The 24,790-nt window shown below is 71.3% G+C and carries 22 protein-coding genes; 8 read left to right on the plus strand and 14 right to left on the minus strand.

Going from position 1 to position 24,790, the window contains the following annotated elements; genetic code table 11:
- The first annotated feature begins 53 nt into the window (after positions 1 to 53).
- From JQS43_RS25715 to JQS43_RS25730, 4 genes are all read left to right on the plus strand, one after another.
- Positions 54 to 2,315, plus strand: coding sequence for an HAD-IB family hydrolase (locus tag JQS43_RS25715; RefSeq protein ID WP_239676937.1), 2,262 nt, complete (start codon positions 54 to 56; stop codon positions 2,313 to 2,315).
- Positions 2,312 to 3,502, plus strand: coding sequence for a zinc-dependent alcohol dehydrogenase (locus JQS43_RS25720; RefSeq protein WP_239676938.1), 1,191 nt, complete (start codon positions 2,312 to 2,314; stop codon positions 3,500 to 3,502). Before JQS43_RS25715 ends, JQS43_RS25720 begins: the two co-directional genes overlap by 4 nt.
- 16 nt (positions 3,503 to 3,518) lie before the next feature.
- Complete coding sequence (gene larAH, locus JQS43_RS25725) at positions 3,519 to 5,096, plus strand: NPN-dependent hydroxyacid isomerase, LarAH14/15/16 family (protein ID WP_239676939.1); 1,578 nt, start codon at positions 3,519 to 3,521, stop codon at positions 5,094 to 5,096.
- Positions 5,097 to 5,246: 150 nt separating this feature from the next.
- A complete protein-coding gene (locus JQS43_RS25730; RefSeq protein WP_275580985.1) occupies positions 5,247 to 6,152 on the plus strand; it encodes a lysophospholipid acyltransferase family protein in 906 nt (301 codons plus the stop codon).
- On the opposite strand, the gene JQS43_RS25735 is transcribed toward JQS43_RS25730, so the two are convergent.
- The 3 genes from JQS43_RS25735 to larE all read right to left on the minus strand — a co-directional run bounded on the left by JQS43_RS25735 (position 6,149) and on the right by larE (position 7,666).
- On the minus strand, positions 6,149 to 6,550 hold the full coding sequence (locus tag JQS43_RS25735; protein ID WP_239676940.1) for a PIN domain-containing protein: 402 nt from the start codon (positions 6,548 to 6,550) through the stop codon (positions 6,149 to 6,151). The genes JQS43_RS25730 and JQS43_RS25735 overlap by 4 nt on opposite strands.
- Entirely contained in the window at positions 6,547 to 6,759 is a 213-nt protein-coding gene (locus JQS43_RS25740) for a type II toxin-antitoxin system VapB family antitoxin (protein ID WP_239676941.1), read from the minus strand. Before JQS43_RS25740 ends, JQS43_RS25735 begins: the two co-directional genes overlap by 4 nt.
- 64 nt (positions 6,760 to 6,823) lie before the next feature.
- Complete coding sequence (gene larE, locus JQS43_RS25745; protein WP_239676942.1) at positions 6,824 to 7,666, minus strand: ATP-dependent sacrificial sulfur transferase LarE; 843 nt, start codon at positions 7,664 to 7,666, stop codon at positions 6,824 to 6,826.
- Positions 7,667 to 7,697: 31 nt separating this feature from the next.
- On the opposite strand from larE, the gene larB reads away from it, so the two are divergent.
- On the plus strand, positions 7,698 to 8,402 hold the full coding sequence (gene larB / locus JQS43_RS25750) for a nickel pincer cofactor biosynthesis protein LarB (protein ID WP_239676943.1): 705 nt from the start codon (positions 7,698 to 7,700) through the stop codon (positions 8,400 to 8,402).
- Positions 8,399 to 9,664, plus strand: coding sequence for a nickel pincer cofactor biosynthesis protein LarC (gene larC, locus JQS43_RS25755; protein ID WP_239676944.1), 1,266 nt, complete (start codon positions 8,399 to 8,401; stop codon positions 9,662 to 9,664). The genes larB and larC overlap by 4 nt, the downstream gene beginning before the upstream one ends.
- An 80-nt stretch (positions 9,665 to 9,744) precedes the next feature.
- On the opposite strand, the gene JQS43_RS25760 is transcribed toward larC, so the two are convergent.
- Both JQS43_RS25760 and dnaB read right to left on the minus strand, forming a co-directional pair.
- Entirely contained in the window at positions 9,745 to 10,143 is a 399-nt protein-coding gene (locus JQS43_RS25760; RefSeq protein WP_239676945.1) for a GNAT family N-acetyltransferase, read from the minus strand.
- Between the two features lie 42 nt (positions 10,144 to 10,185).
- Entirely contained in the window at positions 10,186 to 11,574 is a 1,389-nt protein-coding gene (gene dnaB / locus JQS43_RS25765; RefSeq protein WP_239676946.1) for a replicative DNA helicase, read from the minus strand.
- Between the two features lie 412 nt (positions 11,575 to 11,986).
- Between dnaB and JQS43_RS25770 the strand changes: the two genes are divergently transcribed.
- A complete protein-coding gene (locus tag JQS43_RS25770) occupies positions 11,987 to 12,838 on the plus strand; it encodes a hypothetical protein (protein WP_239676947.1) in 852 nt (283 codons plus the stop codon).
- A 134-nt stretch (positions 12,839 to 12,972) separates the two neighbouring features.
- On the opposite strand, the gene rplI is transcribed toward JQS43_RS25770, so the two are convergent.
- The 5 genes from rplI to JQS43_RS25795 form a co-directional block, all read right to left on the minus strand.
- Positions 12,973 to 13,422 (minus strand): 50S ribosomal protein L9, encoded by a 450-nt coding sequence (gene rplI, locus JQS43_RS25775; protein WP_239676948.1) that lies wholly within the window; start codon positions 13,420 to 13,422, stop codon positions 12,973 to 12,975.
- A 12-nt stretch (positions 13,423 to 13,434) separates the two neighbouring features.
- The gene (gene rpsR / locus JQS43_RS25780) at positions 13,435 to 13,674 is read right to left on the minus strand and encodes a 30S ribosomal protein S18 (protein WP_239676949.1); all 240 of its coding nucleotides are present in this window, start codon (positions 13,672 to 13,674) and stop codon (positions 13,435 to 13,437) included.
- Positions 13,675 to 13,736: 62 nt separating this feature from the next.
- Positions 13,737 to 14,237 carry a single-stranded DNA-binding protein gene (locus JQS43_RS25785; protein WP_239676950.1) on the minus strand — a complete coding sequence of 167 codons (501 nt, stop codon included), beginning with the start codon at positions 14,235 to 14,237 and terminating at the stop codon, positions 13,737 to 13,739.
- Positions 14,238 to 14,345: 108 nt separating this feature from the next.
- Positions 14,346 to 14,636 (minus strand): 30S ribosomal protein S6, encoded by a 291-nt coding sequence (gene rpsF, locus JQS43_RS25790; protein ID WP_239676951.1) that lies wholly within the window; start codon positions 14,634 to 14,636, stop codon positions 14,346 to 14,348.
- A 231-nt stretch (positions 14,637 to 14,867) separates the two neighbouring features.
- Positions 14,868 to 15,863: a hypothetical protein gene (locus JQS43_RS25795; RefSeq protein WP_239676952.1), complete on the minus strand. Its 996-nt coding sequence runs from the start codon at positions 15,861 to 15,863 to the stop codon at positions 14,868 to 14,870.
- A 130-nt stretch (positions 15,864 to 15,993) separates the two neighbouring features.
- Here JQS43_RS25795 and JQS43_RS25800 point away from each other — a divergent pair, with 130 nt between their 5' ends.
- Complete coding sequence (locus JQS43_RS25800) at positions 15,994 to 16,770, plus strand: deoxyribonuclease IV (protein ID WP_239676953.1); 777 nt, start codon at positions 15,994 to 15,996, stop codon at positions 16,768 to 16,770.
- Positions 16,771 to 18,615: 1,845 nt separating this feature from the next.
- Here the strand turns inward: JQS43_RS25800 and JQS43_RS25805 are convergent.
- From JQS43_RS25805 to JQS43_RS25820, 4 genes are all read right to left on the minus strand, one after another.
- The gene (locus tag JQS43_RS25805) at positions 18,616 to 20,268 is read right to left on the minus strand and encodes a glycosyltransferase family 87 protein (protein WP_420847627.1); all 1,653 of its coding nucleotides are present in this window, start codon (positions 20,266 to 20,268) and stop codon (positions 18,616 to 18,618) included.
- Positions 20,269 to 20,350: 82 nt separating this feature from the next.
- Entirely contained in the window at positions 20,351 to 21,070 is a 720-nt protein-coding gene (locus tag JQS43_RS25810) for a class I SAM-dependent methyltransferase (RefSeq protein WP_420847628.1), read from the minus strand.
- A 50-nt stretch (positions 21,071 to 21,120) separates the two neighbouring features.
- Positions 21,121 to 21,645, minus strand: a complete 525-nt coding sequence (locus JQS43_RS25815; RefSeq protein WP_239676955.1) for a hypothetical protein — start codon at positions 21,643 to 21,645, stop codon at positions 21,121 to 21,123.
- A gap of 111 nt (positions 21,646 to 21,756) precedes the next feature.
- On the minus strand, positions 21,757 to 24,753 hold the full coding sequence (locus JQS43_RS25820) for a transglycosylase domain-containing protein (protein ID WP_239676956.1): 2,997 nt from the start codon (positions 24,751 to 24,753) through the stop codon (positions 21,757 to 21,759).
- Positions 24,754 to 24,790 lie beyond the last annotated feature (37 nt).

Genomic DNA, 24,790 nt, shown 5'->3' on the forward strand with positions numbered 1-24,790 from the left:
TCGGCAGCCCGGCAGTGTTGATCTGCTGTGGTCGGCGTGTAACCCTGAGATAGATGCCGCCACACTCACACCTCCTGCTGACGGGCGCCACCGGCTTCTTGGGCCAGGCACTGCTGGAGCGGGTGCTCACCAGCTACCCGGAGACCCGGGTCACCCTGCTGATCCGGGGCCGCGGCAGCGCCTCGGCCGGGGACCGGCTGACGAAGCTGCTCCGCCGGCCGGTCTTCGCGACCTGGCGCGAACGGGTCGGCGAGGAGCAGGCCGCGAAGATCGTCGCCGACCGGGTGACGGTGCTCGATGCCGAGCTTGGCAGCGCCGAACTGGCGCTGCCGGGCGACCTGACCGCGGCGATCCACGCCGCCTCCACGGTCTCATTCGACCCGCCGATCGACGACGCGTTCCGGACCAATGTGCAGGGTGTGGTCGACCTCTACCAGGCGATCCGCCAGCTCGACCAACCACCCCACGTGGTGCACGTCTCCACCGCCTACGTGGCCGGCACCCGCCGCGGCAGCGTCCCGGAGGAGTCGCTGGACCATCAGGTGGCGTGGCGGACCGAGCTGGCCGCCGCCAGCGGCGCCCGGGACCGGGTGGAGCAGGATTCCCGGCGCCCCGAGGTGCTGCGCCGGGCGCTCGCTACGGCCCGGCGGGAACACGGCAAGGCTGGGCCGCAGTCGACCGCCGCCGCGGCCGAGCAGTGGCGCCGCGAATGGGTCGACCGGCAGCTGATCGAGTATGGCCGGCTACGCGCACAGACCTTGGGTTGGCCCGATGTCTACACGCTGACCAAGGCGCTCGGGGAGCGAGCCGCTGAGGAGCTACTCACCGGCGTGGCACCGCTGTCGGTGGTGCGGCCGGCGATCGTGGAGAGCGCGCTGCGCCACCCGTACCCGGGGTGGATCGACGGGTTCAAGATGGCCGACCCGCTGATCATCGCCTTCGGCCGGGGGGTGCTGCCGGAGTTCCCGGGCCTGCCCGACGGGGTGCTCGACGTCATCCCGGTCGACCTGGTGGTCAACGCCACCATCGCCGCCGCGGCGGCGCCGCCGCCGGTCGCCGAACCGGCCTATTATCACGTCGGTTCGGGCGCCCGGAACCCGTTGACCTTCCGGGCGATGTACGACAACGTCCGCGAGTACTTCACCGACCACCCGATGCCCGACGGCGGCCGGGGTCAGATCAAGGTCCCGACCTGGGACTTTCCTGGGGCCCGCCGGGTCGGCCGGATGCTGCGAACCGGCGAGCGGGTGCTCACCGCGGCGCAACGCACGCTGCTGGCCACCCCGGCCGGCCAACGCACCCGCCGCTGGCAGGACGACCTCACCCGGGAACGCGACAAGCTCGACTTCCTGCGGCGCTACGCCGACCTGTACGGGGTCTACACCGAGGCGGAGGTGCTCTACAGCGACTCCCGGTTGCTGGCGCTGCACCGGGCGCTGCCACCGGACCGGATCGACGAGCACGGCTTCGACGCGGCCGCCATCGACTGGCCCCACTACCTCCAGCAGGTCCACTGCCCGGCGATCACCGCCACGGTACGCCGGGCCACCGCGGGCCGGCCGGGTACGGCGGCCAGCGCCCCACCGGTGGCGGGCAACGGTGGCCGGCCCGACGCCGACCGGGTGGCGATCTTCGACCTGGAGGGCACCCTGGTGGCCTCCAATGTGATCGAGACCTATCTGCTGGCGCGGCTCGCCGACACCCCCCGCGGCGACTGGCTCGCCGAACTCGCCGACCTGGCCCGCGGGCTGCCCCGCTACTTCGCTGCCGAGCGGCGCGACCGGGGGGAGTTCCTGCGGACGTTCCTGCGCCGCTACGCCGACGCTGATGAGGCCGCGCTGCACCGGCTGGTCGCCGACCGGCTCGGCGGGGCGTTGCTGCGCCGCGCCTACCCGCAGGCGCTCCGGCGGGTTCGGCAGCATCGCGCGGCCGGCCACCGTACGGTGCTGATCACCGGCACCATCGATGTGCTGGTGCAGCCGCTGGCGCCGCTCTTCGACGAGGTGGTGGCGAGCCGGCTGCACACCCGCGACGGTCGCTACTCCGGGTTCCTCGAATCACCACCGCTGGTCGGCGAGGCGCGGGCGGCGTGGCTGCGGCGCTACGCCCAGACCGCCGGGGTGTCACTGACCGACTCGTACGCCTACGGCGACAGCTACTCCGACCGGCCGCTGCTGGCTGCGGTCGGCAACCCGGTCGCGGTCAACCCGGACCCGCAGCTCTACCGCCACGCCCGCCGCCACCGGTGGGCGGTCGCCGAGTGGACCAGCCACACCCTGCCCGCCGCCGAGACCTTCGCGGAGACGGTCGCGTGAACCTCACCCTCGAATACCACCGGTCACCGGTGCGGTACCTCAGCGGCCGGGCCGCCACCGCCACCCCGCTCGGCGCCCGCGCCGGCGGCGTCCTGGCGGCGAACCTCTCGCCGTTGCGGCTGCTGAACCGGCCCGACCCACGGCCGCCGGCGGCCGGCTGGACCCGCGTGCGACCGTTGCTCTCCGGCGTCTGCGGCTCCGACCTGGGGCTGCTGACCGGCCGCAACTCGCCGTACCTGTCGGCAGTGGTGTCGATGCCGTTCACCCCCGGCCACGAGGTGGTGGGGCAGACCCTCGACGACCTGCCCGACCTGCCCCGCGGCAGCCGGGTGGTGCTCGACCCGGTGCTCGGCTGCGCCGCCCGGGACGTGCCCGCCTGCCCGGGCTGCGCCGCCGGGCTGCCCAACCGGTGCGACCGGATCACCGCCGGCACGGTCTCGGCCGGGCTGCAGACCGGCTTCTGCGCCGACACCGGCGGCGGCTGGAGCCGGATGCTGGTCGCCCACCGCAGCCAGCTGCACCCGGTGCCGGACCCGCTCGACGACGCCACGGCGGTGCTGGTCGAACCGTTGGCGTGCGCGATCCGGGCGGTGCGCCGGGTGGCGGTGCCCGACGGGGCCAGCGTGCTGGTGGTCGGCGCCGGGGCGATCGGCCTGCTGACCGTGCTGGCGCTGCGCGAGTACACCAAGGCCGGCCCGATCTACGCCCTCGCCCGCTACGGCCATCAGCGGGAACGGGCCCGGGCCATGGGCGCTACCGACGTGCTGTCACCGAAGCGGGCCGCCCGGGCGCTGCGCCGGGCCACCGGCGGGTTCCTGGCCAGCCCGGACCGCGGCGGCGAGTTCCTACTCGGCGGGGTGGACCTGGTCTTCGAGTGCACCGGCGGTTCCGGACTGGACACCGCGCTGCGGGTCACCCGGGCCGGCGGCACGGTGGTGCTCACCGGAATGCCCAACCAGCCGGTCGATCTCACCCCGACCTGGTTCCGGGAGCTGTCGCTGGTCGGGGCGTACGCTTCGGGCAGCGGCGACTTCCCGGACGCGCTGGCGCTGGCCGGGACCGCCCCGCTCACCGGATTCGTGGACGCGATCTATCCGCTGTCCCGGTGGCGTGATGCGATCGGCCACGCCTACGCGGCGGGCCGGCTCGGCACGGTCAAGGTCGCGTTCGATCCCAACCGCGAGTAGACAAAGGGGAGGTACGGTGAGCAGACCCGGCTTCGTGCTGGAGGTGGACGAGCGTACGCCGGCGTTGCTGGTCCACCAGGGTGAAGGCTTCCGGCTGGAGCGATTGCCGCTGGGCAGCCGGGTCATCTACCCGCCGGAGTCGCTGCCCGGGCTGACCGATCTGGACCGCCGGATCCACCAGGCGTTGACGAACCCGCTCGGCTCCGAGCCGCTGCCGGCGTTGCTGAAGCCCGGGATGCGGCTCACCATCGTCTTCGACGACCTGTCGCTGCCGCTGCCGCCGATGCGCACCCCGGACATCCGGCAACGCATCATCGAGCATGTGCTGGAGCTGGCGGCGGCCGCCGGGGTGGACGACGTGGCGTTGATCGCCGCGAACGCGCTGCACCGGCGCATGACCCCGGCGGAGCTGAAGCGGACCGTCGGCGAGCGGGTGTTCCGGTCGTTCTTCCCGAACCAACTGGTCAACCACGACGCCGAGGACCGGGCACAGCTGGTCGAGGTGGGCACCACCCGGCACGGCGAGGCGGTGGAGATCAACCGGCGGGCGGCCGAGAGCGACTTGATCGTCTACGTCAACATCACGCTGACCGCGATGAACGGTGGCCCGAAGTCGGTCTCGGTGGGGCTGGCCTCCTACCGCAGCCTGAAGCACCACCACAACGTACACACGCTGCGGCACTCGAAGTCGTTCAACGACCCGCCGAACTCGGCGATGCACCACTCGTACCACCGGATGGCCGGGGTGCTCGACGAGCATCTGAAGATCTTCCAGATCGAGACCACCCTCAACAACGACACCTTCCCGGCCCAGGTCGACTTCCTCAACAAGCGGGAGTGGGAGTGGTCGTTGAAGGACCAGGCGGCCTACCTGGCGGTCAAGCGCGGCAACGACCTGTTGCCGCCGCGGCGGCGACGGCAACTCTGGCACCGCACCGCGGCACCGTACGGGGTGACCTCGGTGACCGCCGGGGCGCCGGCCGAGGTCCACGACGTGACCCTGCGGCAGGTGCTGCGGCAGCAGTTGACCGAGGTGGCCGGGCCGGCCGATGTCGGGGTGTTCGGGCTGCCCTACATCTGCCCGTACAACGTCAACTCGATCATGAACCCGATTCTGGTGATGAGCCTCGGGCTGGGGTACTTCTTCAACCTGTACCGGAACCAGCCGATCGTCCGGCCGGGCGGGGTGGCGATCTTCTACCACCCGGTGCGCAACGAGTTCCATCCGGTGCACCACCCGAGCTACATCGACTTCTTCGAGGAGGTGCTGGCGGAGACGACCGACCCGGCGGCGATCGAGGCGAAGTACGAGGAGCAGTTCGCCACCGACCCGTGGTATGTCCACCTGTACCGCAACAGCTACGCGTACCACGGGGTGCATCCGCTCTACATGTGGTATTGGGGTGCTCATGCGATGGAGCATCTCGGGGACGTGATCTTCGTGGGCGGAGACCGGAAGACCACTTCGGTGATGGGGTTCCGGTCGGCGTCCACGCTCGACGACGCGCTGGAGATCGCCCGGGACCGGGTCGGCCGCAGCCCCAGTATCACCTACCTGCACGCACCACCGATGACCATGGCCGACGTCCGCTGAGCCGGCCTTGCCCGCCGCCCCTTCCGGCCGATCATGAGCGTGTTGACAGACACGCCGGGCGTGTCGATCAACTAGCTCATGATCGGCCGGGCCCCCGGCTCATTGATCGGTGAACTGGCGGGCGGGGCCAGCGACGAGAGAGGGGAACCGATGGGACTGATCCGGGAGATCCGGGTGCTCACCCGCGGGCGGGACTGGCGCGGCCGCTCCCGGCTGCCCCGGTCCGCCAACGGGCACCAGACCGCCGAGCCGGCCCGTGAGTTCCCCACCGGCTGGGCCCGCACCCGCACCGCCCACGCCGCCCGCCGCGCCGTACAACGCGCCGTGTTGACGCCGCTCACCTGGACCCAGACCAAGCCGGAGGTGACCGGGGTCGACCGGCTGGCTGGACTCACCGGCCCAGTGGTGCTGGTCGCGAACCACAGTAGCCACCTGGACGCGCCACTGATCCTCGGCTCGCTCCCGCCCCACCTCGCCGACCGGGTCGCGGTCGGCGCCGCCGCCGACTACTTCTTCGACGCCCGCTGGCGGGCCGCAGTCACCGCTCTGGTCTTCAATGCGTTTCCCGTGGAACGGTATCGATCTTCACGACTACGTAGTCTCGCCCCGTACCTGCTAGCGCGCGGGTGGAGCCTGTTGCTCTTCCCGGAGGCTACCCGCAGCGAGGATGGCTGGATGTCCACTCTGCGCCTGGGCGCCGCCCACCTGTGCGTCTCCCGGCAGGTGCCGGCGGTGCCGATCGCGTTGCGCGGCACCTATGCGGCGATGCCCCGGGGCCGGAACTGGCCCACCCCGGGCCGGCCGCGGGTCGTCGTCCGCTACGGCACACCACTGTTTCCGAGCGAGGGCGAAGAGACCCGCCGGTTCAACACCCGACTCGCCGACTCGATCTCCCGGCTCTGGGCGGAGGAGGAGTTGGGGTGGTATGAGTCGTTGCGGGCGGAGCAACGGGGCGAGTTGTCGTTGCCGACCGGGCCGCCTGCGGCGTCGTGGCGGCGGATCTGGGAGTCGAGCCGGCCGCTGCCCCGCACCGAACCACCCCACACCTGGCGCTAGTAGGCGCTCAGCCGCTCCTGCTGGAGGTCCGGCACGATCCGGGAGACGGTCTCGTAGTCACCATCCTCATGGAGCACGGTCAACCGGTGCCGCAACGCACTCGCCACCACGAGCAGGTCGGCGACGGAGAGCCCGTGATGCTGGCTGTGCCCGGCCAGCTCGCGCCGCACCTCGTTCACCGTCCCCCAGAGGTCGTCCGGCATCGACACCCACGGATAGGCATCGTGGAGCCCTTGCTCGACTCGCTGATAATGTTTCGCGTCAGCGATGGTCAGAACTTCGGCGACGACGGGATCACAGATCGCGATCAGCCCCCGCTCGATCTGCTCCTGCCGGACCAGCGACGCTTGCCGGCGCAGCACCCGCACCAGCGCACTGGTGTCGATCAGGTAGGTCACTCGTCCAGCTCGTGGTAACGGTCGAAGTCGAAGCCGCCCTCGTCCGCGACCTGCTGCAGCTCGGCGAGCGCGTGGCTGCGGCGGGTCCGGCTCGCCGTCACCGCGGCCCGCAGCGCGCTGGTCACAGTCTCCTTCTTGGTCGTAGTGCCGAGCGCGATCGTCGCCTCCGCGAGCAACTCATCGTCGATATCCACTAGAGTCTTGGCCACCCGACACCCCCTTGAATATAGGACCACCGCGAGTATATCCGACACAGGCCCGGATAACGAGCGGTCAGCGCCAGCGGTCGGGGTCCGGCAGCAGCTCGTTCATCGAGCCGGAGCGGAACGGCTCCACCACCAGCGGCGCCGCCCCGAACCCAGCCGCCGCGACCGCCATCGCCACCGCTGACTCCGCCCGCGCCACCGGCACCGCCTCGGCGTCCACCTCCAACCGGACCGCCTCGCCCAGATCCCGGACCCGCAGGTTCCGAACCCCGTGGCGAGCCAGCAGCGCCCGCACCGCCGACTCGGCCCGCTCCACCCGCGCTAGCCGGGCCGGTGTCACCGACACGCCGTACGCGATCCGGCTGGACAGACACGCCGCCGCCGGTTTGTCCCAGGTGGGCAGACCCCAGCCGTGGGCGATCCGGCGCACCGCCGCCTTATCCAGGCCGGCGTCGGCCAACGGGGTACGGGCGCCCTGCTCGGCCGCCGCCCGGATGCCTGGCCGGAACCCGGCCGCGAGATCGGAGGCGTTGGTGCCGGTCGCGATCACGTCGAACCCCTCGGCCGCGGCGAGCGCCACCGCCTCGGTCAGCAACGTCCGCTTGCAGAAGTAGCAGCGCTGCGGGCCGTTCTCCCGGTAGCCGGGCTCGGCCAGTTCGTCAGTAGCGACGGCCCGGTGCACCACCCCCAGCTCGGCACAGAACTGCTGCGCCGCTGCCAACTCCACCCCCGGCAGCGACGGCGACACCGCCGTGAGCGCCGCCACCCGATCGGCGCCGAGCGCCCGGGCCGCGCCGGCCAGCACCACACTGGAGTCCACGCCGCCGGAGAAGGCCACCAGCGTACGGCCGTACCCGTGGAAGGCTGCCAGCAGCCGCTCGGGCGCCGGCAGCGACGACGTATCGTCCAAGAGCGCGTACTCCGATCGCGAGGAGGTGTCGATGTCCGAACCGTACCCGGTCGCCGAGCCGGTCCTGGATCTCGGCTTCGCGCAGCTCGACGTGGACCGCGCCGGCCGCACCGGCGACCCGGAGGTGGTCAACGGTGGCGGCAAGACACCCGGACAGGTCGTCGGTGCGCTGCGGGCGCTGCACCAGGCCCACCCCGGCCGCGCGGTGCTCGCCACCCGGCTGACCGACGAGGCGCTGGCGCGGTGCCGCACCGAGCTGCCGGAGGCGGAGCTGGACGAGCTGGGACGGGTGGCGACCCTCGGCCGGCCGGTGCCGCCCCGCGGGCGGGTGGCGGTGGTCGCCGCCGGCACCGCCGACCTGCCGGTGGTGCGCGAATGCGCCGCCACGGTACGGGTCTTCGGCGCCACCCCGCACCAGATTGTCGACGTGGGCGTGGCCGGGCTGCACCGGCTGCTCTCCCGCCGCGCCGAGCTCGCCGCCGCCGAGGTGGTGGTGGCGGTCGCCGGCATGGAGGCGGCGCTGCCGTCGGTGATCGGTGGTCTGATCGGCGCCCCGCTGATCGCGGTGCCGACCAGCGTCGGCTACGGCTGGCACCTGGACGGGCTCACCGCCTGGCTGGCGACGCTGAACAGCTGCGCCCCCGGCGTGGTGACAGTAAATGTGGACAACGGGTTCGGCGCCGGGGTCGCCGCCGCCCGGATCGCCCGCCAGAGCGTCGGCGGAGGTGACCGGTGAAGACCCTGTGGGTCGACGCGGGCAACGGCGCCGCCGGCGACATGCTGCTGGCGGCGCTGCTCGACGCCGGCGCGGACCTCGAGGCGGTGCGGGCCGGCCTGGCCCGGCTGCCGGTGGAGCGGGTCGAGGTCACCGTCGAGCAGGTACACCGGCACGGCTTCCGGGCGGCGGCCGTGACCATCGACGCGCCGGCGAGCCACGTGCACCGCGGGCTCGGCGACGTCATCGAGGTGATCCGCGCCGCCGACCTGCCGGCTGCGGTCACCGAGTTCGCGGTGGCGACGTTCGGCCGGCTCGGGCAGGCCGAGGCGCGGGTGCACGGCGTCGACGTCGACGCGATCCACTTCCACGAGGTGGGGGCGCTGGACGCGATCGCCGACGTGGTCGGGTGCGCGCTCGCCCTCGACCAGTTGGGCCTGCTCGACCCAGCGACGGTGGGCCCGCGGGTGGTCAGCCCGGTCGCGGTCGGCTCCGGCACCATCAACGCCGCCCACGGCCGGCTGCCGGTGCCGCCCCCGGCAGTGGCGGAGCTGCTCGCCCAGGCGGCGGCCCCGGTCGCCGCCCACCCGGCCCAGCGGGAGCTGTGTACGCCGACCGGGGCGGCGCTGCTCGCCACGCTCGCCACCGACTGGGGTCCGATGCCGGCGGGCCGGCTGCGAGCGGTCGGGGTCGGCGCCGGCCGCGCCGATCCGCCGAGCCACCCCAACGTGGTCCGGGTGCTGCTGGGTGACGCGGCCGCCGCGGCCACCCCGGAGCCGTGGCGGGAAGAGCAGCTGGTGCAGCTCGAAACCACAGTGGACGATCTCGATCCGCGGATCTGGCCGGACCTGCTGGCGCAGCTGCGCGCCGCCGGGGCTGCGGACGCCTGGTGCACCCCGGCGCTGATGCGCAAGGGTCGACCTGGTCAGGTGTTGACGGTGCTGGTCTCGCCGGAGCAGGTCGACCTCGCCTGCCGGATCGTCTTCGAGCAGACCACCACCCTGGGGGTGCGGCTGCAGCCGGTGGCGCGCCGGGCGCTGCGCCGCGACCAGGTGTCGGTGGCGCTGCCGCAGGGCACGGTCCGGGTGAAGCGGGGCTACCTGGACGGCACGCTGGTGACCGTGCAACCGGAGTACGACGACGCCCTGGCGCTCGCGACGGAGACCGGGACCCCCGTGGCGGAGCTGCTCGACGCCGCCCGCACCCAGGCCGCCGCCCCACCGCAGCTTGATGAGCTGAGGCCCTGTGGTGGACCGCAGCTTGGTGGGCTGAGTGGCGCCTGATTCGCCATGCTTGACCCGATTCACAGGTTAGTTGATCAACCACTCAGCCCACCAAGCTGGGTCAGCGGGGCGGGCTTTCGCTACAGCGCGATCAGCCCGGCCGCGGTCGGCCGAAACCCGCAGGCATCGAGGTAGAAGTCCCGCAACTGCTGCTCGAAGTCGACGTGCAGCCAGGCGCAGCCGGCATCCCGGGCACCGTCGGTGGCGGCTGTGACCAGGCGGACGCCGATACCCCGCCGTTGCGCATCCGGCGCGACCATAGTGTCGAGGAGGAAGGCGTGGTCGGCGCCGTCCCACACCACGTTGACGAAGCCCACCAGTCGCAGCGTCGCCTCCCGAGCGCAGACCCAGCCGAGGCTGTGCCGGCTGACCCGCCCCCACCAGTCGGACCCGCGGACCGGATGGTCGAAGCACGCGCTGTGCAGCTCGTTCAGCTCGGAGTTGCCGAAGCGGCCGCGCCATTCGAACGTGCTGGTCACTCTTTTCCCCGGAGGCAGCGTGGGCGACGGATCGACCAACGGTCAGCCGATGGCCATGTCTACGAACCGGGAGAAGTGCAGCTGGGCGGCGACGGTGATGGTGTCGGTCGGGCCGTTCCGGTGCTTGGCCACGATGAAGTCGGCCTCACCCGCCCGCGGCGACTCCTTGTCGTAGTAGTCGTCCCGGTGCAGCAGCAGCACCACGTCGGAGTCCTGCTCGATGGCGCCACTCTCCCGCAGGTCGGACAGTTGCGGCCGCTTGTCGGTCCGCTGCTCCGGCCCCCGGTTGAGCTGGGCGACCGCGATCACCGGACAGTCGACCTCCTTGGCGAGCAGCTTCAGGCCACGGGAGAGCTCCGACACCTCCTGCTGCCGGCTCTCCGTCCGCTTCGCCGAGCTCATCAGCTGGAGGTAGTCGATGACCAGCAGTTTCAGGTCGAACCGCTGCCGCATCCGGCGGGCCTTGGCACGGATCTCCATCAGGGTCATGTTCGGGGTGTCGTCCACGTAGAGCGGAGCTTCGCTGATCTCGCCCATCCGGCGGGCCAGTTTGGTCCAGTCGTCGTCGGAGAGTTGGCCGGACCGCAGCACGTGCAGCGGCACTCGGGCTTCGGCCGACAACACCCGCATGACGATCTCGACCTTGCTCATCTCCAGCGAGAAGACCGCGGCAGCTAGGCCGGCGCGGATCGAGGCGTGCCGGACGAAGTCGAGGCTCACCGTCGACTTGCCGAGGCCCGGTCGCCCGGCGACCACGATCAGCTGGCCCGGGTGCAGCCCGTTGAGCAGCGTGTCCAGGTCGGCGAAGCCGGTGGGGACGCCGGTCATGACGCCGTCGCGGGCGCCGATCGCCTCGATCTCGTCCAGCGTAGGCTGCAGCACCTCGGCGAGGACCTGGTAATCCTCGGTGGTCCGCTTCTCGGTGACGTCGTAGATCGCCTGCTGGGCGATGTCGACCACGTCCTCGACATCGCGGCCGGCGCCGGCCGCCGCGCCGTACCCCAGCTGGACGATCTTCGTCCCGGCCTCCACCAGCCGGCGCAACACCGCCCGCTCGGCGACGATGCGGGCGTAGTACGCGGAGTTGGCGGCGGTCGGCACGGTGTGCACCAGGTCGTGCACGTACGACATGCCGCCGACCCGGCCGATGGTCCCGGCGTTGGTGAGGAACGCGGTGATGGTCACCGGGTCGGCCGGCTCACCGCGCCCGTAGAGGTCGAGGATCGCGTCGAAGATGGTGGCGTGGGCGGGCCGGTAGAAGTCGTTGGAGCGGAGGATCTCCACCACATCGGCGATGGCGTCCTTGGAGAGCAGCATCCCGCCGAGCACGCTCTGCTCGGCGGCCAGATCCTGCGGCGGCGAGCGGTCGAACTGGCCGTCACTGGCCGGCGGAGTAGCCGCCGGTGCCGTGAGCTCTTCGGTGACTGACACCCCGGCCCCCCTTCCGCTGTGTCGCCGGCAACCATCTCAGGACCGTCCGACAGTCGTCGCCACCTCCGGCGCCAGCCCTCGACCGAAGCCGTCTTGAGCCGGTCCGGCGGCCAGGCACGGCCCACTGATCCCCGGGCAGCCACGGTAGGCGGGTCGGGCGCGACCTTCAACCATCCCCGGTGGATGAGTCTGGGGGAAACCTGTGGACAGCCCCGGGAAAGCATGTGCGTAGAGCTGTGCACAGCCTGTGGACAACTGTTGGGGACAACCGTGCAATTCTCGGTTGAGCTGGGCAGACATTGTCCCCAAGGTGTGGGGAGAAGAAACTAGTCCGGCCGGCCAGTAATCCGCCGACCAACTCCGGCTGTCCGGCCGATGGCGGACCGGTGGTGACATCGGCCACGCTGCGGCGGTGGACGACCGCTGGCCGGGATCCTCACCTACGCCGCCGGAGCAGCCGGCTGGCGAGTGGGGTGTGCCCGAGGCCGACCAGCGGCCAGCGTTCCCGCCGTACCTGCCACCACCGACACCCGCCGCCGAGCCACCGATCGGGCCCGCCGAGCCGGTCGCCGAACCAGGCTGGGCGTGGCGCACCAATCGACCGCCGACGCCGCCGGAGCAGGACCCGGAACCCAGCTATCTGCCTTACGAAGACCAGCGGTACGAAGACCAGGCGCGCCAGCGCCAGCAGTACGAGAGCCAGCAGTACGCGGGTCACCAGTATCCGAGCCCGGCTTACCCGGAGCAGCGTTACGAAGACCAGCGGTACGAAGACCACCGGTACGAAGAACATCGGTACGAGGAGCAGGCGTACCCGGCCCAGCAGCGCCACCATCAGCCGCACGTAGCAGCGGCGGGCGCTCGCGCCGCCGCTACGGTCGCGGAGCCGCTGAGCGAGTCACCGGTGGAGCCGGTCGACGAGGCGGCCCCGGCCCGGCCCGGGCTCCTGGGAACCCTGCTGTGGACGCTGGGGGCGTTCCTGGTGCCGCTGCTGGTCTACCTCGGGTGGGCGGCGACGCTCAGCACCACGCCCCGGCCGGGGTGCGTCGATGTGGCGGGTGGGCCGTGCCCGGGGCCACGGGCGCAGGCGGTGACGAACCTGCTGAACGTGCTGCCGGCGGTGGTGGTGGCGCTCGGCGCCGCCCTGCTGCTGGCGCTGGGGATCCGCTACATCGCGGTCACCTGGCGTAGCTACAAGGTGGCGTTCGCTGCGAGCGTGATCGGCGCGGGCGTCACCACGCTGCTGGTGAGCGCGCTGAACTGAACAGCCCGCTGACTGGGCGGCCAACTGCGCCGGTCACGGATCGAGCGGGGCGCTGACCGAGCGGGCCGGAAACGCCGGAACCGGCGGTGCCGCCAGGGGCGGCACCGCCGGTTCCGGGCGCTGCTCGGCGTGGGTTACTTGCTCTGCAGGACAGCGACGTCGAACTTCGCCACCACCTCCGGGTGCAGCCGCACCCGAACGTGGTGGGAGCCGGTCGACTTGATCGGGCTCGGCAACTCCAGGCGCCGCCGGTCCAGCGACGGGCCGCCGGCCGCCTTCACCGCGTCGACGATCTCCGCCGGGGTGATGGAGCCGAAGAGTCGCCCGCCCGAACCAGCCCGCGCGGAGAGCTTCACGTTCAGCCCGGAGAGCTGCTGCGCGATCTCGTTCGCGTGGTCCAGGTCGCGGATCTCCCGGGCGGCGCGGGCGCGGCGGATGGAGATGACCTCCTTCTCCGCACCCTTGGTCCAGCGGATCGCGTACCCCCGGGGTAGCAGGTAGTTGCGGCCGTAACCGTCCTTGACCTCCACCACGTCACCGGGGGTACCCAGACCCGACACCTCTTGGGTCAAGATGATCTTCATCAGGGCCTCCGGTCAGCGAGTGGTGGTGGTGTAGGGCAGCAGCGCCATCTCGCGGGCGTTCTTCACTGCCCGGGCGATCTGCCGCTGCTGCTGGGAGGTCACTCCGGTCACCCGGCGGGCACGGATCTTGCCCCGGTCCGAGATGAACTTCCGCAGTAGCGCGGTGTCCTTGTAGTCGATGTAGGTGATCCCCTCTTTATCGAGCGGGTTCACCTTCTTCTTCGGCTTGCGTACCGCCGCAGCCTTGGCCATTGTCTTCATTCTCCAGTTGCTGCTCGAAACCTATCCAGGGTCGCTCACGCACCGGGCGCGGCTCAGAACGGTGGCTCGTCCTGGTAGCCGCCGCCCGCGGAGGCGCCGGCCGGAGCGGCCGGGGTCGCCGAGGCCCATGGGTCGTCGTTAGCCGCCCCGGAGCCACCGAACCCGCCGCCGCCGCCACCCGAGGAGCGGGACATCTTCTGCACCTTGGCGGTGGCGTACCGCAACGACGGGCCGATCTCGTCGACCTCGACCTCGAAGACCGTGCGCTTCTCGCCCTCACGGGTCTCGTAGGTCCGCTGCCGCAACCGCCCCCAGACGATGACCCGGGAGCCGCGCTGCAGCGACTCGGCCACGTGCTCCGCCGCCTGCCGCCAAACGTTGCAGGTCAGGAACAGCGCCTCGCCGTCTTTCCACTCACCGCTCTGCTTGTCTAGATAGCGGGGGGTGGACGCGACCCGGAACTTGGCCACCGCCGCACCGGAGGGGGTGAACCGCAGCTCCGGGTCGTCGGTCAGGTTGCCGATCAGCGTGATGTTGGTGTCTCCAGCTGCCATGGCTGCCTCTCCTCGGTTACTGCTCCTGCCTCACTGGCGGGTCTCGGACTCGCCAGCAGAGTGTCACGCCCGTACGACACGGACGTCGGCCTTGGTCAGTGACCTTGGTCAGTGGACCTCGGGCCGAAGGACCTTGGTGCGCAGGATGGACTCGTTCAGCCGCAGCTGACGGTCCAGCTCGGCTACCGCCTCGGAGGTGGACTGCAGGTCGATGACCGCGTAGATCCCCTCGGTGTTCTTGTTGATCTCGTAGGCCAGCCGGCGGCGGCCCCAGACGTCGAGCTTCTCTACCGAGCCGCCCGCGTTGCGGATGACCTTCAGGTAGTTCTCGAGCGACGAGGAGATCGTCCGCTCCTCCAGGCTCGGGTCGAGGATCACCATGACTTCGTAATGACGCAAGACTCACTCACCTCCTGTGGGCTCAGCGGCCACGGTCCGTCCGTGGCAGGAGGGTCATGCGTGCGGCCTGGTGATTACACCAGGCCGCGTGCCATCGTAGCGCGCGGATGATGACCGCGGGGCGCCGGATCCACTTCTTTTGGGTGGGACCTGGGGAGGAACGACCACACCGACGAGGATGGACCTCTGGCGCCCCGCGGGGCTTATATGTATTTTATCGCCTTAGGCAGTCTATGCCCATTTTGCCGCGCTGACGCGCCGACTAACGAGCACCCGGGCCGCCCCCACCGACGCACCCACCAGGCAAATCGTCGCGACCAGCGCCAGCAACCCGATCAGCCCGTCGTCACCCCGGGTCCGCGAAGCCGGCGCCATGTCACCCGACTGGCCCGCATTCGGCGGATTAACCGTAGCCGCCTCCTCAAGCTCCGCGCCACCCTCGACGGCGGACGACCGGTCCGGCGCCGGCTCCGCGCCGCCGGGCTCGCTCATCGGGCCATCGGCCGGCGAGTCGAGCTGGCCGCCGCCGGGGTTACCGTCCGAATTCGCCGGCGGCGCGGCACCCGGCCCGTCCGGCGACGCCGCGGAGCCGCCACCGTTGGGCGAGTCGCCCCCGCCCTCGGCGGACCCGTTCTCGGCGGACCCGCTCTCAGGCGGGGCGACACCGTCCCCCGCACCAGCACCGGCCGACTCGGTCGGCGTGCCGATGCCACCCGGTGGGCCACTCGCCGGCGGCGGGCTAGCGGACGGCGGGCTGGCAGAGGGAGGACCGGCAGAGGGAGGGCCGGCAGAGGGCGTACCCTTCGGCACCACATCGACCGTGACCTCGCCGACCGGCTTGCCGATCAGGCAGCTGATCTGCATACTCACCGGCACTGTGCCCACCTCGGAGAAGGTCACATCCGCCGTACCACCGGCCGGCACCGAAGCCTCCGGCTGCTCACCCAACCAGACCGTGGCTCGCTGGCCGAGCTGGTTGCCGAACCGCAGCTGCGAGCCGGCGGTTACCTGGGCCGTGGCCACGTCCGGAGTCGAGATACCGCCGATCCCCAGCAGCCCGCAGCCGCCGGTGAAGGTGATAACCGGCGGCTGGTCAGCCACCGGCTCGGCTGCCCCGGTGGCGCCCGCCACCGAACTGGTCAGCAGCGGCGCCCCGACCAGGGCGGCGGCGGCAACGACAGCGAGGCCCCGGCGCGGCGCCCGGGCCGATGGCAATGGTGATGGCATCCTTCTCTCAGCCCCCCAGGGTCTGCGCTCCCGGCGCGCGGTCGGGCCGGAATGGAACGTCCTGGACTCATCCGGCACAACGAGATGCCACCCGCGCCGGTGACGCGGCGGCTCGATAGGGTTGGAGCCCATGCGCATCGGTGCCCATGTCGAGCGGGCCGACCCGCTCGCCGACGCGGCCGCCCGCCAAGCCGAGGTGGTCCAGTTCTTCCTGACCGACCCACAGGGTTGGGAGGACCCCAAACCGCGGGCCGACGCCGAGGCGCTGCGGACCGCCGAGGTCGACATCGTCATCCACGCGCCATACCGGATCAACGTGGCGACCCTCAACAACCGGGTCCGCATCCCCAGCCGCAAGCTGCTGCTCGCCCACGCCAACGGTGCCGCCGCCGTGAACGCCCTGGGGCTGGTGGTCCACGGCGGCCACGTCAACCAGGGCGACGACCTGGCAGCCGGGTTCGAAAACTGGCGGAAAACCTTCGCCTACGCCGCCGACCAGGGCGGGTTCCCGCTGCCGGTGCTGATCGAGAACACCGCTGGCGGCGACAACGCCTGCGCTCGCAGCCTCGACGCGCTGGCCCGGTTGTGGGATGTGGTGGGGCCGCTCGGGGCTGGCTTCTGCCTCGACACGTGCCACGCCCACGCGGGCGGCGAAGCCCTACTCGACCTGGTCGACCGGGTGAAGGCGATCACCGGCCGGATCGACCTGGTGCACGCCAACGGCTCCCGTGACCCGTTCGACTCGCGCCGCGACCGGCACGACAACCTGACCCAGGGCCAGCTCGATCCGGAGCTGGTGGTCGCGGTGGTGCGGGCGGCGCAGGCACCGGTGGTGGTGGAGACTCCCGGCGGCGAGGCCGGCCAGGCAGCGGACATCGCGTTCCTGCGAACCCAACTCGCCGGCTGAGGGTCACCCGCCATGGCCACGACCGAACAGCACGACCCCGAACCCACCACCGAACCCCTCGCCGAACCCGCTGGGAGCGACGAGGCCGCCGAGCCCAACGACACCGCCGAGACCGCTGGGACCGCTGGGACCGACGAGACCGCTGGGCCCGCCGAGACCACCGAAACCGATGAGGCCGCCGAGGCCGCCGAACCAGAGGAGGTTCCGGCCGAGGAGCGGTGGGCAGCCTTCGCGCCCACCCCGGAGCGCCGCCCGGGCCGCATCCGCCGCGCCGCCGGCGTGGTCGGCGGCGTACTCGGCCACGAGTGGACCCTGGTCTGCGCCGGCGCGCTCGCCCTGGCGGTGCTGCTGACCTGGCCGGCGCTCCGGTACCCCGCCTACACCCTGCCGCAGGACCTCGGCGACCCCACGCTGGTCTCCTGGATGCTCGCCTGGCCCGGCCACATTCTGCTCAACGATCCCAGCTCACTGTGGCACGGCAACGCGTTCTTCCCCGACCGGTGGAGCTACGTCTTCACCGACACACTGCTGGGGTACGCCCCGGCCGGCATGATCGGGGACGGGCCGGAGGCCGCACTGGTCCGCTACAACATCATGTACGTGCTGGTGCACGCGCTCGCCTTCGTAGGCGCCTACGCGCTGGCCCGGCAGCTCGGGGTGGACCGGATCGCCGCGCTGGTGCCGGCGCTCGCCTTCGCGTACGCGCCCTGGCGGCTGGCCCAGGCGGGCCACCTGCACGTGCTCTCCACCGGGGCGATCGCGTTGGCGCTGGCGATGCTGGCCCGCGGGCACGGCTGGACCCTGCGACGCAAGGGGTTCACCCCTCGCAAGGTACGACCGGGGTGGATCATCGCGGGTTGGCTGGTCGCCGCCTGGCAGATCAGCCTGGGCTGGGGGATCGGGCTCCCGTTCGCCTATGTGCTGCTCGGCGTGTGCGCCGCGGTGGGGATCACCTGGCTGATCCGCCGGATCCGACGCCGCCCCCGACAGCGGATCCGGCGGATCGTGGTGGCGAACCTGATCGGTGGTGCGGTCTTCGCCGCCGTGGCGGTGCTGATGGCGCTGCCGTACCTGGCGGTCGTCGACGCCCACCCGCAGGCCCGCCGCAACTTCAACGTGCTCTACGACTTTTCGCCACCGCTGCGCGGCTTCTTCACCGCACCGGAGGAGTCCTGGTTGTGGGGGGCGCTACACGCCCCCAGCCGGGACCTGGTCAGCTGGCCGCCGGAGATGGCGCTGCTGCCCGGGTTCGCCCTGCTCGGCCTGGCCGCCGCCGGGGTGTGGTTCTCGGTCTGGTCGCTGCGGGTCCGGGTGGCGCTCGCGGCCGGCGTGGTGGTGACCGTGCTGCTGGCTATGGGCACCGAGTTCTTCGACGGCCTGCTCTACCGGCCGCTGCATGAGTTCCTGCCTGGCTGGGACGCGCTGCGCACCCCCGGTCGGCTGATCATCTGGATCACGCTGCTGCTCGGCATCCTGGCCGCGGGCGCGCTCGCCGCCTTCCGGGAACGGTCCCGGGAGTTCTCGTTGGTGCGCAACGGCTCCGCCACCCCGGGGCCGTGGCTGCGGTTCGCCGCGCTGGTCCCGGTCATGCTCGTACTGCTGGAAGGGTTGAACACCACGCCGCATGAGGTGGTGCCCCGCCCGCCGGCCCCGCTGGCCACCGTGGCCAGCCCGGTGTTGGTGCTGCCCACCAACCAGGACACCGACCAGCTGGTGATGCTCTGGTCGACCGACCGGTTCGAGCCGGTGGTCAACGGCGGCTCCGGCTTCACCCCGGCCACCCTGTATGAGACCCGGCAGGTCACCCAGTCCTTCCCGGACCACGAGAGCGTCTCGCACCTGCGGTCACTCGGCGTCGCGACGGTGGTCGTCCTGCCGGACCGGATCGTGGACACCCCGTGGGAGGACGTCCTGCTGGAGACCGGGGAGGAGCTGGGGGTCGCGCGAGAAGATGTCGACGGGGTGGTGCTGTTCCACCTGGACGGTCCGTGACGACCCGCCGGGCGGGTCGTTGAAGACACCACCTTCCGGGTCCGGGCCGGCCGGGTCGTCGCGGTAGCTGCGGCGCACCACGTCGTCGCGCGGGTGCAGCGCGTCATGGATGATGTACACGCAGAGCAGCACCACCGTCCCCCAACGCAGGGTGGCGGCGAGGATGAACCACCCCTCCGGCATCACGAACTGGCCCTCTGGCCGCCCGGCGTCGCCCACCCCACGCAGCAGCTGCCCGTAGAAAGTGAAGAAGTACGCCACCTCCGCCGCCTGCCAGGCCAGGAACGCCCCCCACCGGGGCCGGGCCAGCACCACCAGGGGCAGCAGCCACAACACAAACTGCTGCGACCACACCTTGTTGAAGAGCAGGAACGCCGCCACGGTCAGGAACGCCAGCGCCGCCACCCGAGGTGGCTGCGGTGCCTTCAAGGCCAACACCCCGACCCCGACGCAGGACAGCGCGAACAGGCCATAGGTGAGCCAGTTCAGATGCGGGTCGACGTTGGCACCCAGCCACTGGAACGGGCCCGGGCCGGTGAGCAGCTGCCGGTCGAGATACTGGCCGACATACCAGAAGGTGCCCCAGTCGATCGCCCGGTCGGTGTTGAGCCGCAGAAACTGCAGCCAGTTGTCGATGCTGCCGTTGCGCAGATAGTCCCCCACCACCGCGGGCAGGTTCGCCGCCACCCAGGCGCCGACCGCCGCCGCCACCGCCAGCCACGCCGGGCGGTGCCGGCCGGTCCGCAACGCCAACACGATCAACGGCAGGAGCAGGAAACCGGGCCAGAGCTTCGCCGCGGTGCCGAGCCCCAGCAGCACCCCGGCGAGCACCGGCCGCCGCCGGGCCCAGGCGAGCAGCCCACCGACGGCGAGCACGATCGGCAACAGGTCCCAGTTGACGGTGGCGCTGAGCAGCAGCGCCGGCGACGCGGCGAAGAGCATCGCGTCCCACGGCCGGCGTCGCCGCAGCGACAGCAGCAGGGCGACGCTCGCCACGCCGCAGATCCCGAGCAGCAGCGCGTTGCCGTCGTAGAACCAGGTGAACTCGTTGATCCCGAACGCTGCCCCGAGCTGATTGACCGGCCAGCCGACCAGGCTCATCAGATAGCCGGTGAGGACCGGGTACTCCAGCGGATAGTCGAGGTAGGGCAGTCCGCCCTGGCTCAGCCCGCCCTCGGCGCCGTAGAGCGCCATGATGTCGCTGTAGCAGAACTGGGACAGCTGGCCGGAGAGCACCCAGGTCTCGCCCTGCCGGCACGGCGACTTCTGCAACCAGTGCGCCACCAGGGTGAGGCAGGTCAGGGCGAGCACGATCCGGCCGGCGCTCCAGAACCGGCCCGGCCGGCCGCCGGCCGGCTCCGGCACGGCATGATCACCGAGCCGGCCGCCGATCAGCTCGGCGAGCCCGCCGACGAACCGGTCGCTGCGGCTGGGGGCATCCACCGCGGGACGCCGCCGGCCGGCGTGCGCGGAGGTTGACGGGGGTTGATCGGGGCCGGTCACCACGCGCTGACGCTATCAGGGTTACCGGGGTGCCCGCCGATCATGAGCGTGTTGACAGAAACGCGCGGTGTGTCTGCTTACACGCTCATGATCGGCGCTCAGGTACCCGGCCCACCGCGAAGACCGACTGGCCGAACGGTGGCCGCAGGAACCGCTCCAGCCACGAGACCGACCTGATCACCGTGGCGTCGTAGCAGCGCAGCGCCAGCGTGTCCCGCGGCACCATCCGCAGGCAGCGCATCAGCAGGAACCAGGAGATCAGGCCGACCGAGTTGACGTAGTGCAGCCGCTCCACCCGCAGCCCGGCCGCGGTCATGGTGGCGGCGAGGCTGCGCTTGGTGTACCGCCGGTAGTGGCCGATCATCCGGTCGAAGCGGCTCATCGCCCCGTTGAACGCGGGAACGTAGACCACCACCGCACCCCCTGGCTGGACCAGCCCGGCGAGGCTGCGCAGCGCGGCGCTGTCGTCCTCGATGTGCTCCAGCACGTTGAACATCGCCGCGCCGCTGTAACCGCCGGTCTGGTCGGTGGGCAACCCCAGCCGCCGGGCGTTGATCACCGGGTGGTCGGCGAACCGGTCGGCGAGCACCGCGAACCGTTGCGGGTCGTACTCGGTGGCGGTGTAACTCTCCCGCCCGACCGCCAACTCAGCGGCGTAGTCACCGATCCCGCTGCCGATCTCGATCGGGGAATCCCCGAGGTACGGCGCGGCCAGCCGCACCAGCCACCGCCGGTAGTGCCGGGCGCCCCGGAGATCTTCCAGCACCTCCGACTGCAGCTCGGTCTCGCTCTGCTCGCTCACCACCACACGCCCCTCGTCCAGCTCAACCGGCGGCCGAGACTACCAGCAGGCGGCTAGGAGGGGGCGGGAGACGGCTCCGGCCGGCGTTGCGTGGACGGACACGGGTCCACCGCCGCCACCGTCCACTCAGCGGCGGCGTCAACTGCGGCGGCTGGCGAGAAGACCAGCTCGTAGCAGGCGTCCACCACCGCGCTGTGGTTCAGCAAGCTGTTGTACCTCGCTTGGGAATCGACGACCAGGACCAGCGTGGCGTCCCCCGGTGGGTCACGGATGATCTGCCGCACCGTGGTGTCTCGCTCGGTGGCAAGCTGGTCGATGCGAAGGTCGGGAAGGTCTTCACCACCCTCCGCCGCGACCGCCGCAGCGAAGTCTTCTACCTGCTCGGCGACGGCCTGCTCCGCCTGCCCTCTGCGCTCGTCCACCGGAGCCACCGCCTGCTGCGCCTGGTGTCGCAGGTAGAGGACCGGCGCGGCCAGGCACCCCAGGGCCAGCAGGGACATCGTCACGACCACGGCCCCGGTCGGGACATACCCACGACGGGAGAACCATCTGGGGCGTCCGTCGCTCACACCCGTCATCCGTCAGATGGTATTCACCTGATGCGATCGACGCTACGTACCGGCAGGCTCACGTGCACCGAAGCCGGGGCGACCTGGGAGCACTCTCTCCCCCCAGATCGCCCGACTCGGTCAACCCTGATCTTGCCGTTCGCCGTCGTCTCCTTCGTCACCAGGGAAGCCGGGTGGCGGTGGCTGTGGCACACCTATGTTGCCACCACCGCCGTTTTCGTCGCCGTTGTCGTCACCGTTGCCGGGGTCGCCGTTGTCGTCGCCGCGGTCCTCGTCGTCATCGGGCTCCGGGCAGCTGACGTGGGGCAAGCGGCACCGCGGGTCGCCCGGCTCCCGGGTCTCCTGCTGCGGCTGCTCACCGTTGGCGAACTGGTGGTTCGGGTCGCCGACCGGCAAGGGTTGGGGGAACTCCGCGTTCTGGAGCTCCTTCGCGGCGTGGGCAGCGTCCATGAACTGCTTCCAGATCTGCGATGGCAGGCCGGAGCTGCCGATGTTGTTGCCGAACTGGTCCAGAATCGGATCGCCCTTGGCGTCACCGACCCAGACCGCGGCGGCGATCTGCGGGGTGTAGCCGACCATCCAGGCGTCGGCGTTGCCACCGTTGTCGTGCTCCCAGGTGCCGGTCTTGGCAGCCGCGATCCGGCCATTGTCGAGCGGCACCCCGGTCGAACCGGGCACCTCGGTGAGCACGCCGGTCACCGCGTCCGCGTGTGCCGGCTCAATCCGTTGCTGGCCATTGATCCGAGCGGACTCAACTGTCTGCCACTCGCCGTCGATCCGCTGCTCGACCTTAGCCACGAAGTGCGGCTCGTTGTAGATGCCGCTGTTGGCCAGAGTCGCGACGCCGCTAGCGTGATCCAGGACGGTGACCGGGTACATGCCGAAAGAGACGTGGTAGTCGAAGGGTTCGCGGCCCAGGCTGCTCAGGTCCTCGATCTCGGTGAGGTCCCGGGGGTCCGCCCGGAAGGCATCGCCGTCATTGGACGTGCCCGTGATCAGCTGGATGCCGGAGTCGCGGGCAGCCTCCAGGATGCGAGCCGGGCCTTCGCCATTCGGGACAGCCTCCGCGAAGTGGAAGAAGGGCACGTTGAAGGACTCGACCGTGGACCACGCCAAGGTGCAGTAGTCCGGGGCGATGCCGTCGCAGCCAGTCTCCCGGGCGTCCCGACCGGCGTTCTCGATCGGCCGGCCAAAGCCGGGATCGTACTCCGAGGTCCGCCAGTGCGAATCCACCGAGACGCCCTCGCGAATCGCCGCCAGCAGGGTGTAGATCTTGAATGTGGAGCCGGGGGGCCGGCCGCCCTCCCAGCGCTGCTCGGCCTCGTTCCAGTTCTTGCCGGCCATGTCGAACGCGGTGCCGTCCTCGCCGCCGTAGTAGGCGAGCACCGCCCCGTCTTCCGGGTTGACCGCGACCATCGCGGCGTCGACGTTCTCCGGCAGGTCCTCCCAGTGGGCGGCGTCGTTCTGCCGGCGGACCGCGTCGAGCGCGGCCTCCTGGACGGCCGGGTCGATGGTGGTGGTGATCCGGTAGCCGCCGGTGGTGAGGTCTTCGATCCCCATCGCCTCGAGCTCACGCCGGACCTGCCGGACGATGTTGCCCTGCGGGCCCTCGTGCCAGTCGGAGATGCTGTCCGGGTTGATCGCCTCCGGCAGCTCGGTGAACTCGGCCCGCTCCTCCGGGGTGAGCACGCCGGTCGCCACCATCTGACCCATGACGTAATTCCACCGGTCGATGGCGATCTGCTGGTCGTCCGGGCTGTGCCGGGGGTCGTACGGGGAGAGGCCGCTCTGGTCGTCCGGCAGCCTGATCACACCGGCGAGCACCGCCGCCTCGCTGGCGTCCAGCTCCTGCGCTTCCTTACCGAAGTAGGACTGGGCGGCGGCCTGGATGCCGTAGGCGCCGCGCCCGAAGTAGATGGTGTTGAGGTAGAAGTCGAGGATCTCCAGCTTGGAGTAGTCCTGGTTCATCTTGTAGGCCATGGCGGCCTCTTCCATCTTCCGGCTGTAGCTGGCGTCGCTGCGGATGTCCGCGGCCACGCCGACGTACTGCTGGTCGATGGTGGAGGCGCCCTGCCGGGGACCGCCACGCATGTTGTTCACGGCGGCCCGCATGATCCCCATGAAGTCGACGCCGCTGTGGTCGAAGAAGTCGTTGTCCTCGGCGGCGACCACCGCGTCCCGGACGATCTGCAGCTCCGGCACCTTGGTGTCGATGATCTCGCGGTTGACCTCTTGCATGACGGCCATCTCGCTGTTGTCGGCGTAGAAGATCGTGCTGGCCTCTTCGAGGTCGAAATCCTCGGGGGGCGGGACCGACTCGACGTAGTAGCTGAGCGCCACCATCCCGCCGCCGGAGATGATCACCAGCACCGCGAGCGCGGTCAGCGCGGAGTTGCGCAGCCAGTGCCGCTTTTTCTTCTTCCGTGGCGGCTTCGGCTCGCCGTCACCGGCGCCGGCGCCGGGCTTGCTTGGGCCACCTCCCGCCGGGCCGCTCGGGCGGACGCTCGCGCGGCCGGCGGGACTACCCGGCGCGGCCGGGCCGGCGCCGGGGGAGACCGGAACGGTGGCGCGACCCGCCACCGCCCGACCGGCGGCGGGCGCGGTGGGCGCGGCCGCCGCACCGGCGGCGGCGCCGCCGGACCAGTCATACCGGGGGCGGTGCGGATCGTCGTGGTCGATGTCGGGCGCGGCCGGCTGCGTCGGCACTGGCACGCTGGCGCGGCCGGCCGAGCCGGCGCTGACCGGCGCCGCCGCCCGGGCGACCGAGGCGCGGCCAGCCGGCTGGCCGGAGACGACCCGGCCGCTGCCGGTCGGTTCGTAGTCGTCGTGCCGCTGACCGCCTCGCGAGTAGCCACCGGACGGGTAGGGGTCGCGGGCGTACTCGTCGCGCGACGCCGCGCCCTGGGGGCGGCCGCCCCGCCCCTGGTGGGCCTCCGGCTGATACGAATCGCGAGCGTACGGGTCTCGTGAATAGGAGTCGGCCGGGTACGGGTCGGCGCCGTAGGAATCGGCGGTGTATGCGTCCTGATACTGCCCGTACTCGTCGTACGCGTCGTCATAAGCCGCACCGGAGCCACCGGTGCGGCGATACGACTGGGGGTGGTCGTACGAACTCATCACTTACACCATGCCCTCGCTCCGACGGATTTACGAC

It is taken from the genome of Natronosporangium hydrolyticum (genome assembly GCF_016925615.1).
GTDB lineage: Bacteria > Actinomycetota > Actinomycetes > Mycobacteriales > Micromonosporaceae > Natronosporangium > Natronosporangium hydrolyticum.